This window comes from Piscinibacter sp. HJYY11 (assembly GCF_016735515.1).
In the GTDB taxonomy this organism is placed as follows: Bacteria; Pseudomonadota; Gammaproteobacteria; order Burkholderiales; family Burkholderiaceae_C; genus Rhizobacter.
This window is the reverse complement of record NZ_JAERQZ010000001.1, coordinates 2636701-2650099: the sequence shown is the minus strand read 5'-3', so window position 1 is coordinate 2650099 and position 13399 is coordinate 2636701. Positions and strand designations below refer to the sequence as shown.

Genomic DNA, 13399 nt, shown 5'->3' with positions numbered 1-13399 from the left:
GCTCAGACCGTCTTCGCCAGCTCGAACATGAGGGCCGAGGGCAGAGACGTCAGGATCGCATCGCGCCCCACGCGGGCCATGCTCAGCCCGCCGAAGCCCGAGATCTCGAAGGTGTTGCCCTCTTCGATGATCTCGATGAACACCACCTCGGCGCCTTCGGCGTCCACCTCGCGGCGCAGCTCGTTGAAGCGCTCGCCGCGCAGCACCGACTCGATCACGATCGCATGCGGAAGGCCGCCACGGCAGAAGTCGCGCGCCTCGTCGACCGAATTCACGAAGTCGACGATCAGGCCCATGTTGCGGATCGCGTCGCGGATCTGCACCCGCACATCGCGCCGCGAAGCGACCACCAGCACCTGGCTGCCCACCAGGGGCTTGCCTTGCAGGGAAGGCGAGAAGCCCTGGTCGAGCTCGATGGTGCTCATGCCTTCGAGCTGGTCGTTCACTGTGCGCGGGAACTCGACCGTCAGGTGCACTTCATGGCCTTCGAGCTTGCGCTCGATGGGCAGGCCCATGGTCCAGGCGGTCTGTTCGAGCAGGCGCCAGGTCATCGAATCGAGCTGGCTGCGGAACGCGTCGGCATCCACGGCGCCCTGCTGGTCGGCCGGGCTGAACGAAAAACGCGTGGCCAGGCGGGCATGGGTGGGCCAGGTCTTGATGTCGATGCGGAATTCGATGTTGGAGCGGGCATGCTCCATGGCCCAGCTGAGCAGCGTGTTGAGCAGGCTGAACAGCAGCGAGGCGTCGACCACCACCTCGGCGGGGCGCAGCACCTGCTTGATGTGGATGCCGCGGGCCTGGGTCTCGCGGCTGCGCTGGGTCAGCACGTCCTTCAGCGTCTCGGTGAGCGGCAGGCGCTCGTGCGTCTGGCGCAGCTGGCCCGACGCAAGGCGCGCAATCTGCTGGCCCGACATGCTGATCTGGCGGGCACGCTGGATCTCTTCGCCGAGCGAACGCAGGCTGGAGCGGTCGATGCGGCCGGTGCTGGCGAGCGTTTGCACACGCTCCAGCGCAGCGGTGAGCGGGCCGGCAATCTCTGCGCTCATCTCGCCCACCACGTCACGCCAGTGGTCGTGCTCGACCTCGCTCACCTCCGCCGTGGCGAGGGGGGCGGTGGCGTCTGGTGCGCGCTTGAGTTCGGTCATGTCCATGGGAGCCTCGGCTAACAGTTTTTGTCACTAGTGGCAAAAAAGTGACTTCCGAAGTGTCCCCGGACTTGGGCAGCTTGTGACAAAAGAAGACCGCCGCTCCCCCGGAGCGAGGGGGCGTTCAAGGGCCCGTCTTCACGGGGGAAAACGCCTAGAGGCCCCGGGCCTAGATCGCGCCGCTCTCACGCAGGCGGGTTCGCTCGGCCTCGCCGACGCCCAACTCCTGCAGCACCTCGTCGGTGTGCTGGCCCAGGAGCGGAGGCGGCCGGCGGTACTGCACCGGCGTCGCCGACAGCTTCATCGGGCTGGCCACGAGCCTGAGGCCGTCGGTCAGCGGGTGTGGCATCGCGACCGTCATGCCGCGCGACTCTACGTGTGGGTCAGCAAACACTTCGCCGAGATCGTTGATGGCGCCGCAGGGCACCTTGGCGGCTTCCAGGGCGCTGAGCCAGTCGTGCTTCTTGCGGGTCTTGAGGATGTCGGCCAGCTGCGGCACGAGCACCGCCCGGTGGCGCACGCGGTCGGCGTTCCTGATGAAGCGCGGGTCCTGGGCCAGGTCAGGCCGGCCAGCCACGTCGCAGAACTTGGCGTACTGGCTGTCGTTGCCCACGGCCAGGATCAAGTGGCCGTCGGCCGCCTCGAACACCTGATACGGCACGATGTTCTGGTGGGCATTGCCGATGCGCTTGGGCGCGACGCCCGTCGTCAGGTAGTTCGCGCCCAGGTTGGCGAGCATGGCGACCTGCGTGTCGAGCAGGGCCATGTCCACGACCTGGCCTTCGCCCGTGGCATCGCGATGTCGCAGCGCGGCGAGGATGGCGACCGTCGCGTACATGCCGGTGAAGAGGTCGGCCACCGCCACGCCCACCTTCTGCGGGCCGCCGCCGGGCAGGTCGTCGCGCTCGCCGGTCACGCTCATCAGGCCGCCCATGCCCTGGATGGCGTAGTCATAGCCGGCGCGTTCGCTGTAGGGGCCGGTCTGGCCGAAGCCGGTGACGGAGCAGTAGACGAGACGGGGATGGAGCTTGCGCAGCGTGTCGGCATCGAGCCCGTAGCGGGCCATGTCGCCGACCTTGAAGTTCTCGATGAAGACATCGCACTGCGCGGCCATCTGGCGGATCAGCGCCTGGCCCTCGGCGGTGGCGATGTCGACCGTGACCGAGCGCTTGTTGCGGTTGGTGCCGAGGTAGTAGGCGGCCTCCGCGGTGTCGGCGCCGTCGCGGTCCTTCAGGAAGGGCGGGCCCCAGCCGCGGGTGTCGTCGCCGCCCACGCCGTTCTTCATTGGGCGTTCGATCTTGATGACGTCGGCGCCCAGGTCCGCCAGGGTCTGCGTGCACCACGGGCCGGCGAGCACGCGCGAGAGGTCGAGAACGCGGATGCCGGCCAGCGGCAGGGCAGATGTCGGTGGGGTATTGCTCATCCGAAGATTGTCATTCACCCCGTTTGATAATGCCCCGATGCAGTTGTCTCACCTTCTTCGCGGCCGCAGAGCCGCCTGGGTGCTGTCGTTCGGGCTGGTGGGGTCGATGTTGACGGGGTGTGCGCCGTCGCTCGACTGGCGCGAGATCAGGCCCGAGGACAGCGACGCCATCGCCATGTTCCCCTGCAAGCCGACGACGGATGCCCGCATGGTCAACCTGGCCGGGGCGCGTGTGCGCATGGTGCTCGTGGCTTGCCGGGCCGGTGACGCGACCTGGGCGCTGGCGTTCGCCGACGTGGGCGACCCGGCCAAGGTGACACCGGCGCTGCTGGACCTTCGCGCGTCGAACGCCGGCAACCTGAATGGCACGCCGGCCGTGACCGGCCAGATGCGTCTGGCCGGCATGTCGCCCAACCCGCAGGCCGAACGCGTGCACGTGCAGGGCCGCCTGCCGGCGGGCGATGCGGTGGTGCTCGAAAGCGGCTTCTTCGCACGCGGCACCCGCGTCTACCAGGCGACGGTGATGGGCAAGGCCATCGATGCCGATGCCCTGGCCATGTTTTTTGATGGATTGAAGCTGCGCACATGAGCCTGCCGAGACGTACTGCGGCGCTGGTGTTCCTGAGCTTCGCCTTCGCCTATTTCCCATCGGCACTGGTGCGTGGGGTGGTGGCGACGCTGGCCCCGGCCTTCAGTGCCGAACTCCAACTCAGCGCGAGCGAACTCGGCCTGCTGGCAGGGGCCTATTTCCTCGGCTTTGCCGCCATGCAGCTGCCGCTGGGCAGCGCGCTCGACCGCTTCGGCCCCAAGCGGGTGCTGCTGGCCTTTCTGGCCGTGGCGGTGGTGGGATGCAGTGCATTTGCACTGGCCGACAGTTTCGTTGCGCTCACCGTCGCCCGAGCCTTGATCGGTGTGGGGGTCAGCGCCTGCCTGATGGCGCCGATGACGAGCTTTCGGCGCAGCTTCGGGCCGACAGCGCAGATGCGCGCCAATTCCTGGATGTTGATGACGGGCTCGCTGGGCCTGATCGCCTCGACCCTTCCGGTGCAGTGGTCGCTGCCGGTGTTCGGCTGGCGCGGGCTGTTCTGGGGGCTGGCGGTGCTGTTCGCGGTGGCCATGGTTTTCATCGTTCGGGCGGTGCCGGCGGACAGACGCGACGACGCCCTGCAGCCTGCGGCCGAGGGTGGCTACGGCGAGGTCTTTCGGCACCCCGTCTTCGTGCGTTACCTGCCGATGGGCTTCTTCCAGTACGGCGGGCTGGTGGCGTTGCAGTCCCTCTGGGTCGGGCCCTGGCTGACCCGCGTGTGCGGCTGGACGCCAGCGGAAACGGCAGCCGGCCTCTTCGGCATCAACGTGGCGATGCTGCTCACCTTCATGGCCTGGGGCTTCGTGGTGCCGCGGCTCTACGCCCGCGGCTGGACGGCCCATGCGCTGATCGCCCGCGGCATGCCGCTCCCGATCATTGTGCTGGTGCTTGGAATCGTGCTTGGCCCCGATGCCACGGCGTGGCTGTGGGCGGTGTTCTGCGTGACCAGCACCTTCGTGTCGCTTTCGCAGCCCGCCATCGGTCAGGCTTTCCCGGCGGCGCTGGCGGGGCGGGCCCTGTCGGCCTACAACCTGGTGATCTTTGCCGGCGTGTTCGCGCTGCAATGGAGCATGGGCGCGGTCATCGATGCCCTGGTGGGCGCAGGGTGGAGCACGGTGTCGGCGTACCAGGGGGCTTTTGCGTTGTTGGCGGTGTGCTGCGGCCTGTCTTATCTGTGGTTTTTGTGGCGACGCGAGCCCGAGCTCGCCGTCACGGCCGCCGTGACGGCGCGGTGAACCCTCTCATAATCGCCCCACCATGCCCGGCCTGCTGATCATTGCCCACGCGCCGCTCGCGTCTTCGCTGAAGGCTGTGGCTCAGCACACCTTTCCGGACTGCGGGGCGCGCTTGAAGGCACTCGATGTGTTGCCCGACCAGTCGGTCGAAGAGATCGAGGCCCGGGCGCGCGAGCTGCTGGCCGACGTGAGCGAGCCGGATGCGGTGATCTTCACCGACGTCTTCGGTGCCACGCCCTGCAACGTGGCGCAGCGCCTGGCCGACGGCTTGCATGTGAAGGTGATCGCCGGCGTGAACGTGCCGATGCTGTGGCGCTCGCTCTGTTACGCCGACGAGCCGCTCGATGCGGTGGTGGCGCGGGCGGTGGCCGGTGCCACGCAGGGCGTGATGCAGGTGGCCACGTCGAAGCCGCAGAACCAAGCCTACAAACCGGGTGCCAATGATCAAAGCAAACATCAGCATCAGCAATAAGCTCGGCCTGCACGCCCGCGCCTCGGCCAAGCTCACCAAGCTGGCGGGCAGTTTTCAGTCCGATGTGTTCATGACACGCAATGCCCGCCGCGTGAATGCCAAGAGCATCATGGGCGTGATGATGCTGGCGGCGGGGCTCGGCGCCGAGGTTGAGATCGAAACCTCGGGACCCGATGAGCAGGCGGCGATGGACGCGCTCTGCGCCCTCATCAACGACAAGTTCGGCGAAGGCGAGTGACGCCTCCGGCGCTCAGGCGCCGAGGAAGTGCTTGCGGTAGCGGGCCGGCAGGTCGTCGATGCGCATCAGCATCGGCAGATCGGCGGTGTTGAAGTCGGGGTCCCAGGCTGGCGCCCCCAGGACCTTGGCCCCGCAGCGCAGGTAACCCTTGATCAGCGCCGGCGCTTCCACATCCAGGTTGTGCTGCAGGTCGTCGACGGGCAAGGGCAGCCGGGGTGTGACCTGCAACTCGATCGGTGCCATGTGCGTGTGGCGCAACTGCTCCCACAGGCTCGCGGCATAGTGGCCGCCGTCGCGCATGCTGACGCTGGCGCAGCCGATCATGGTGTCGAGCTGGTTGCGCACCATGAACTCGGCGAGTGCGCCCCAGAGGGCCATGATCGCGCCGCCCGAGCGCCAGGCGGGGTGCACGCAGGAGCGGCCGAGTTCGACCATCTTCGAGCGCATCGGGCGCAGGCGGGTCAGGTCGAATTCGGTTTCGCTGTAGAGGCCGCCGACGCGGCTTGCGGCTTCCGGTGTCAACACACGGTAGGTGCCGATCACCAGGCCGGGCTGGTCGCACTCACCAGGGGCGCGCACCAGCAGGTGCTCGCAGAAGGGGTCGAACATGTCGATGTCGTGGCCTGCGGGGGCGCCCGCCGGCACGCTCAGACGCGCGCCCATCTCCTCGGCGAAGACCAGGTGTCTCAGGCGCTGCGCTTCGCGAACCTCTCGTTCATCGCGTGCCCAAACCACTTCAAACCGAGGCGCGTGAGCGCTGGCAGGGTGGGCAGCGTCCGAGCGTGGGTGAAGTGACCTCCGTGGCGCTTCGGTGCGCAAAGCCGAGATCGGCAGGGTCGGCAGGGGAAGGTCACGCATGGGTCGCTCCTGGGTCAAACTGGGCAGCATGGTCCTGGAGCGGCGTGACGTGGTCGTGAAGCCGCCATGACGTGGCCATGACAGTCAGGCGGGTCGGCCCCGAGTGAGCCCGCGAATGGCGCTGCTAGGATGGTTTGCATGAGCTTTCAGGTCTTTGGATTGCCTGTGTCGCGCGGCGTGGCCATCGGCCGCGCGGTGCTGGTCGCCTCAAGCCGTGTGGATGTGGCGCACTACTTCATCGACGAGACTCAGATCGACTCCGAGATCGAGCGGCTTCGCGCGGCACGTGACGAAGTGGCCGAGGAGTTGAGCAACCTCAAGCGCGACCTCCCGGCGGATGCTCCAGGCGAGCTGTCGGCGCTGCTCGACGTCCACCTCCTGCTGCTGCACGACGAAACGCTTGCCGACGCCACCAAGCAATGGATCCAGGATCGTCACTACAACGCCGAGTGGGCGTTGTCGGCGCAGCTCGAGGTGATCGCGCGCCAGTTCGACGACATGGAGGACGAGTACCTGCGCGAGCGCAAGGCCGACCTGGAGCAGGTGGTCGAACGGCTGCTGCGGGCGCTGGCGCGGGCGTCGACCGGGGGGCACACGCCGGCGCCGGGTGTGGGGCCGCGCGACTTCGCCGGGGAGGACCCGCTGGTGCTGGTCGCCAATGACATCGCGCCGGCCGACATGCTGCAGTTCAAACGCAGTGTGTTCACAGGCTTCATCACCGACGTTGGCGGGCGGACCTCTCACACGGCGATCGTGGCGCGCAGCATGGACATTCCTGCCGTGGTCGGCGCGCGCGAGGCCAGCCACATCATCCGGCAGGACGACTGGGTGGTGATCGACGGGGACAACGGCATCGTCGTCGTCGATCCGTCACCCCTGCTGCTCGAGGAGTACCGGTTTCGGCAGCGCCAAAGCGGCCTGGAGCGCGACCGGCTGGCGCGGCTTCGCCATACGCCCGCCGTCACGCTCGATGGCGAGCGGGTGGAACTGCAGGCCAACATCGAGCTGCCGGTGGATGCTCCTGCGGCGTTGGAAGCAGGGGCTGTCGGCGTGGGTCTCTTCCGCAGCGAATTCCTGTTCATGAACCGCAACGGTGAACTGCCAGGCGAAGAAGAGCAGTTCGAGGCCTACCGTTCGGCGGTCGAAGCGATGAAGGGCCTGCCCGTCACCATTCGAACCGTGGACATCGGGGCGGACAAGCCGCTCGACCGGATGAGCAGTGCGGAGCTGCGCCATGAACATGCACTGAATCCTGCACTCGGCTTGCGGGCGATTCGCTGGAGCTTGTCGGAGCCGGGGATGTTTCGGCAGCAGTTGCGCGCAATTCTTCGTGCCGGAGCTTTTGGCAAGGTCAGGCTGTTGATCCCAATGGTGGCTCACCTGAGTGAAGTCCGCATGGCCCTCGAGGCGATTGCGCGCGCCAAGCAGCAACTGGCCGACGCCGGGCGACCGCATGCCGATGTCGAAGTCGGCGCGATGATCGAGGTGCCAGCTGCGGCGCTCGCGCTCCCCACACTGCTTCCGCACTTTGATTTCGTGAGCGTTGGCACCAACGATCTCATCCAGTACACATTGGCCATCGACCGAGCGGATGAGGCGGTTGCCCATCTGTACGACCCATGGCACCCCGCGGTGCTGCAACTGATCGCCAGGACCATCGAATGCGCTCGGGCGGCAGGCAAAGGTGTGAGTGTTTGCGGAGAGATGGCGGGTGACCCTGCCTTCACCGAGCTGCTACTGGCCATGGGGCTTCGTAGTTTCTCCATGCATCCCTCCCAGATTGCGGCGGTGAAGCAGCGTGTCCTGCGTGCCGACACGCGCCGGTTGGCGCCGCATGTAGCAACCATCCTTGCGAGCGAGAACCCGGAAGCTTCTTGCGTGTCGTTGTTTTCCAAGTCGACGCACCACGACTTGGCCTAAACGAATGGCTCCAGAGGGCTTGCGTCGTTTTTAAAAAGGGTGCTACAGTCGCGGTCTTCGCTGATCGACGAGGCCCACGCAAATGCAAGGCCTTCAAGGGCAGCAAAGAAAAGAGCAAGTGGCAGTTGACGAGCAGTAAAAAAGCGAGTCATAATCACAGGCTCTGCTGACGAAGCAAGAAATCGCAAACGCGACGACGGCAACGAAAGCAAAAAAGTAGCCGAGAGATTGACAGGGTTATAAACAACATGTCAGAATCGCAGGCTCTGCTGAAATTCAGTTTTCAGCGCGCAGACGAAAGTTTGCAAGCTCTTTAAAAACATACAGCCGATAAGTGTGGGCGTTTGAAGGCGAGTGCCAAGAGTCGCAAGACTCAGGGTCTACTGGACCTTAAACGCTCATAGAAGTGAAGTTCACTTCAATTCTTTGAGCAAACATTCAAGATCGAACTGAAGAGTTTGATCCTGGCTCAGATTGAACGCTGGCGGCATGCCTTACACATGCAAGTCGAACGGCAGCACGGGAGCAATCCTGGTGGCGAGTGGCGAACGGGTGAGTAATACATCGGAACGTGCCCAGTAGTGGGGGATAGCCCGGCGAAAGCCGGATTAATACCGCATACGACCTACGGGTGAAAGCGGGGGATCGCAAGACCTCGCGCTATTGGAGCGGCCGATGGCAGATTAGCTTGTTGGTGGGGTAAAGGCCTACCAAGGCTACGATCTGTAGCTGGTCTGAGAGGACGACCAGCCACACTGGGACTGAGACACGGCCCAGACTCCTACGGGAGGCAGCAGTGGGGAATTTTGGACAATGGGGGCAACCCTGATCCAGCCATGCCGCGTGCGGGAAGAAGGCCTTCGGGTTGTAAACCGCTTTTGTCAGGGAAGAAACGGTCTAATCTAATAAATTGGACTAATGACGGTACCTGAAGAATAAGCACCGGCTAACTACGTGCCAGCAGCCGCGGTAATACGTAGGGTGCAAGCGTTAATCGGAATTACTGGGCGTAAAGCGTGCGCAGGCGGCTATGCAAGACAGATGTGAAATCCCCGGGCTCAACCTGGGAACTGCATTTGTGACTGCATGGCTAGAGTGCGGCAGAGGGGGATGGAATTCCGCGTGTAGCAGTGAAATGCGTAGATATGCGGAGGAACACCGATGGCGAAGGCAATCCCCTGGGCCTGCACTGACGCTCATGCACGAAAGCGTGGGGAGCAAACAGGATTAGATACCCTGGTAGTCCACGCCCTAAACGATGTCAACTGGTTGTTGGACGGCTTGCTGTTCAGTAACGAAGCTAACGCGTGAAGTTGACCGCCTGGGGAGTACGGCCGCAAGGTTGAAACTCAAAGGAATTGACGGGGACCCGCACAAGCGGTGGATGATGTGGTTTAATTCGATGCAACGCGAAAAACCTTACCTACCCTTGACATGCTAGGAATCCTGAAGAGATTTAGGAGTGCTCGAAAGAGAGCCTGGACACAGGTGCTGCATGGCCGTCGTCAGCTCGTGTCGTGAGATGTTGGGTTAAGTCCCGCAACGAGCGCAACCCTTATCATTAGTTGCTACGCAAGGGCACTCTAATGAGACTGCCGGTGACAAACCGGAGGAAGGTGGGGATGACGTCAGGTCATCATGGCCCTTATGGGTAGGGCTACACACGTCATACAATGGCCGGTACAGAGGGCTGCCAACCCGCGAGGGGGAGCTAATCTCAGAAAACCGGTCGTAGTCCGGATCGCAGTCTGCAACTCGACTGCGTGAAGTCGGAATCGCTAGTAATCGCGGATCAGCTTGCCGCGGTGAATACGTTCCCGGGTCTTGTACACACCGCCCGTCACACCATGGGAGCGGGTTCTGCCAGAAGTAGTTAGCCTAACCGCAAGGAGGGCGATTACCACGGCAGGGTTCGTGACTGGGGTGAAGTCGTAACAAGGTAGCCGTATCGGAAGGTGCGGCTGGATCACCTCCTTTCTGGAAAATAGCACTCAATTTCTTGCGCCCACGCTTATCGGCTGTCGTTTACAACAGTGTGAAATGTGAGCCGGCCCGTCATGGCTCGGATCGTCGCGCTTCACAAAGAATCGCGTTGGGTCTGTAGCTCAGTCGGTTAGAGCACCGTCTTGATAAGGCGGGGGTCGTTGGTTCGAATCCAACCAGACCCACCAATTTTCATTGGGGGATTAGCTCAGCTGGGAGAGCACCTGCTTTGCAAGCAGGGGGTCGTCGGTTCGATCCCGTCATCCTCCACCAATTTTCACATCGATCTGGTCGCTGATGAAAGCAAACTCTGTTTGCTTTCATCATCGATTCGAAAGAATCGGCTGTTGTTCTTTAACAATTTGTAGAGTCGAAATCAGCGTTGCTGGCGGAAATGCGCTTCATGGCGCTCCGTGCCGTCAGCAACATTTTGATTGCGTCAAATGAACTTCAACTCGCAAGAGATTTGAAGACGGCATAACGCGTAATACTCAATAGACAGTCCTTGACGACGACCGCTCAAGCGGCGTCAAAATTATAGGGTCAAGTGACTAAGTGCATGTGGTGGATGCCTTGGCGATTACAGGCGACGAAGGACGTGATAGCCTGCGATAAGCTTCGGGGAGCTGGCAAATTAGCTTTGATCCGGAGATTTCCGAATGGGGAAACCCACCCTTAGGGGTATCGCATGATGAATACATAGTCATGCGAGGCGAACCGGGTGAACTGAAACATCTCAGTAGCTCGAGGAATAGACATCAACCGAGATTCCGAAAGTAGTGGCGAGCGAAATTGGAACAGCCTGCACGTTTTAGCTATCGACTTATCAGAACGGAATGGAAAGTCCGACCATAGTGGGTGATAGTCCCGTATGAAAAAAGTTGATAGTGGAACTAGGCGTGCGACAAGTAGGGCGGGACACGTGTAATCCTGTCTGAATATGGGGGGACCATCCTCCAAGGCTAAATACTCGTAATCGACCGATAGCGAACTAGTACCGTGAGGGAAAGGCGAAAAGAACCCCGGGAGGGGAGTGAAATAGATCCTGAAACCGCATGCATACAAACAGTCGGAGCCCGCAAGGGTGACGGCGTACCTTTTGTATAATGGGTCAGCGACTTACATTCAGTGGCAAGCTTAACCGAATAGGGAAGGCGTAGAGAAATCGAGTCCGAATAGGGCGTTCAGTCGCTGGGTGTAGACCCGAAACCAAGTGATCTATCCATGGCCAGGATGAAGGTAGGGTAACACCTGCTGGAGGTCCGAACCGACTAGTGTTGCAAAACTAGCGGATGAGCTGTGGATAGGGGTGAAAGGCTAAACAAACTTGGAAATAGCTGGTTCTCTCCGAAAACTATTTAGGTAGTGCCTCAAGTATTACCTGCGGGGGTAGAGCACTGTTTAGGCTAGGGGGTCATGGCGACTTACCAAACCTTGGCAAACTCCGAATACCGCAGAGTACAGCTTGGGAGACAGTGCACCGGGTGCTAACGTCCGGACACAAGAGGGAAACAACCCAGACCGCCAGCTAAGGTCCCCAAAATTGGCTAAGTGGGAAACGAAGTGGGAAGGCTAAAACAGTCAGGATGTTGGCTTAGAAGCAGCCATCATTTAAAGAAAGCGTAATAGCTCACTGATCGAGTCGTCCTGCGCGGAAGATGTAACGGGGCTAAGCCAGTTACCGAAGCTGCGGATGCATCGCAAGATGCGTGGTAGGAGAGCGTTCTGTACGCCTGTGAAGGTGGCTTGTGAAGGCTGCTGGAGGTATCAGAAGTGCGAATGCTGACATGAGTAGCGTTAAAGGGGGTGAAAAGCCCCCTCGCCGTAAGCGCAAGGTTTCCTACGCAACGTTCATCGGCGTAGGGTGAGTCGGCCCCTAAGGCGAGGCAGAGATGCGTAGCTGATGGGAAACAGGTCAATATTCCTGTACCGATATGTAGTGCGATGTGGGGACGGAGAAGGTTAGCTCAGCCGGGTGTTGGATGTCCCGGTTCAAGCGTGTAGTCATACCCTTTAGGCAAATCCGGAGGGTTTAGATGAGGCGTGATAACGAGGCGGCTTGCCGCTGAAGTGAGTGATACCCTGCTTCCAGGAAAAGCCACTAAGCTCCAGCTACATACGACCGTACCGCAAACCGACACTGGTGCGCGAGATGAGTATTCTAAGGCGCTTGAGAGAACTCTGGAGAAGGAACTCGGCAAATTGACACCGTAACTTCGGAAGAAGGTGTGCCTTTAGTAGGTGAACCCGTACAGGGGGAGCCCAATGAGGCCGCAGAGAATCGGTGGCTGCAACTGTTTATTAAAAACACAGCACTCTGCAAAGACGAAAGTCGACGTATAGGGTGTGACGCCTGCCCGGTGCTGGAAGATTAAATGATGGGGTGCAAGCTCTTGACTGAAGTCCCAGTAAACGGCGGCCGTAACTATAACGGTCCTAAGGTAGCGAAATTCCTTGTCGGGTAAGTTCCGACCTGCACGAATGGCGTAATGATGGCCACACTGTCTCCTCCAGAGACTCAGCGAAGTTGAAATGTTTGTGATGATGCAATCTCCCCGCGGAAAGACGGAAAGACCCCATGAACCTTTACTGTAGCTTTACATTGGACTTTGAACAGATCTGTGTAGGATAGGTGGGAGGCTTTGAAGCGGTGCCGCTAGGTGTCGTGGAGCCAACGTTGAAATACCACCCTGGTGTGTTTGAGGTTCTAACCTTGGCCCGTTATCCGGGTTGGGGACAGTGTATGGTGGGCAGTTTGACTGGGGCGGTCTCCTCCCAAAGCGTAACGGAGGAGTTCGAAGGTACGCTAGGCACGGTCGGAAATCGTGCTGATAGTGCATAGGCATAAGCGTGCTTGACTGCGAGACTGACAAGTCGAGCAGGTACGAAAGTAGGACTAAGTGATCCGGTGGTTCTGTATGGAAGGGCCATCGCTCAACGGATAAAAGGTACTCTGGGGATAACAGGCTGATACCGCCCAAGAGTTCATATCGACGGCGGTGTTTGGCACCTCGATGTCGGCTCATCTCATCCTGGGGCTGTAGCCGGTCCCAAGGGTATGGCTGTTCGCCATTTAAAGAGGTACGTGAGCTGGGTTTAAAACGTCGTGAGACAGTTTGGTCCCTATCTTCCGTGGGCGCTGCAAGATTGAGAGAGCCTGCTCCTAGTACGAGAGGACCGGAGTGGACGCACCTCTGGTGTATCGGTTGTCACGCCAGTGGCATTGCCGAGTAGCTATGTGCGGAAGAGATAACCGCTGAAAGCATCTAAGCGGGAAACTCGTCTTAAGATAAGTCTTGCCGGGGCCTTGAGCCCCCTAAAGAGTCGTTCGAGACCAGGACGTTGATAGGCTGGGTGTGGAAGCGTAGTAATACGTTAAGCTAACCAGTACTAATTGCTCGTGAGGCTTGACCCTATAATTTTGACGAATGTCTTATGGGTAAAGCAGTTATGTCGATCTTCAAAGAAGTTCGGCGCAATCAAATTTGCTGATTTGTGGTTCGGTTCGCGAACTACAAACGACTCTACAAATTGGCTGC

At 61.1% G+C, this 13399-nt stretch carries 8 protein-coding genes, 2 tRNA genes and 2 rRNA genes; 9 read left to right on the top strand and 3 right to left on the bottom strand.

Going from position 1 to position 13399, the window contains the following annotated elements; translation table 11 throughout:
* Positions 1-2: 2 nt before the first annotated feature.
* Both JI745_RS12200 and JI745_RS12195 read right to left on the bottom strand, forming a co-directional pair.
* Positions 3-1151: a hypothetical protein gene (locus JI745_RS12200; protein ID WP_201806612.1), complete on the bottom strand. Its 1149-nt coding sequence runs from the start codon at positions 1149-1151 to the stop codon at positions 3-5.
* A gap of 163 nt (positions 1152-1314) precedes the next feature.
* The gene (locus JI745_RS12195; RefSeq protein ID WP_201806607.1) at positions 1315-2568 is read right to left on the bottom strand and encodes a CaiB/BaiF CoA-transferase family protein; all 1254 of its coding nucleotides are present in this window, start codon (positions 2566-2568) and stop codon (positions 1315-1317) included.
* A gap of 37 nt (positions 2569-2605) precedes the next feature.
* On the opposite strand from JI745_RS12195, the gene JI745_RS12190 reads away from it, so the two are divergent.
* From JI745_RS12190 to JI745_RS12175, 4 genes are read left to right on the top strand one after another with little or no spacing between them, the layout of a single operon-like run.
* Positions 2606-3157: a hypothetical protein gene (locus tag JI745_RS12190; RefSeq protein WP_201806604.1), complete on the top strand. Its 552-nt coding sequence runs from the start codon at positions 2606-2608 to the stop codon at positions 3155-3157.
* Positions 3154-4389, top strand: a complete 1236-nt coding sequence (locus tag JI745_RS12185) for an MFS transporter (RefSeq protein ID WP_201806602.1) — start codon at positions 3154-3156, stop codon at positions 4387-4389. The genes JI745_RS12190 and JI745_RS12185 overlap by 4 nt, the downstream gene beginning before the upstream one ends.
* 22 nt (positions 4390-4411) lie before the next feature.
* Positions 4412-4861 carry a PTS sugar transporter subunit IIA gene (locus JI745_RS12180; RefSeq protein WP_201806600.1) on the top strand — a complete coding sequence of 150 codons (450 nt, stop codon included), beginning with the start codon at positions 4412-4414 and terminating at the stop codon, positions 4859-4861.
* Complete coding sequence (locus JI745_RS12175; protein WP_201806598.1) at positions 4830-5099, top strand: HPr family phosphocarrier protein; 270 nt, start codon at positions 4830-4832, stop codon at positions 5097-5099. The genes JI745_RS12180 and JI745_RS12175 overlap by 32 nt, the downstream gene beginning before the upstream one ends.
* Before the next feature lie 12 nt (positions 5100-5111).
* Here the strand turns inward: JI745_RS12175 and JI745_RS12170 are convergent, their stop codons facing one another.
* Entirely contained in the window at positions 5112-5957 is an 846-nt protein-coding gene (locus JI745_RS12170; protein ID WP_201806595.1) for a GNAT family N-acetyltransferase, read from the bottom strand.
* A 138-nt stretch (positions 5958-6095) separates the two neighbouring features.
* Here JI745_RS12170 and ptsP point away from each other — a divergent pair, with 138 nt between their 5' ends.
* The 5 genes from ptsP to JI745_RS12145 all read left to right on the top strand — a co-directional run bounded on the left by ptsP (position 6096) and on the right by JI745_RS12145 (position 13275).
* Positions 6096-7877: a phosphoenolpyruvate--protein phosphotransferase gene (ptsP, locus tag JI745_RS12165; RefSeq protein WP_201806592.1), complete on the top strand. Its 1782-nt coding sequence runs from the start codon at positions 6096-6098 to the stop codon at positions 7875-7877.
* Between the two features lie 446 nt (positions 7878-8323).
* A 16S ribosomal RNA gene (locus tag JI745_RS12160) occupies positions 8324-9854 on the top strand.
* 117 nt (positions 9855-9971) lie between these two features.
* Positions 9972-10048 (top strand) — tRNA-Ile (locus JI745_RS12155).
* A gap of 9 nt (positions 10049-10057) precedes the next feature.
* A tRNA-Ala gene (locus tag JI745_RS12150) sits at positions 10058-10133 on the top strand.
* Positions 10134-10401: 268 nt separating this feature from the next.
* Positions 10402-13275, top strand: a 23S ribosomal RNA gene (locus JI745_RS12145).
* The 16S and 23S rRNA genes sit together here with 2 tRNA genes alongside, the layout of an rRNA operon.
* Positions 13276-13399 lie beyond the last annotated feature (124 nt).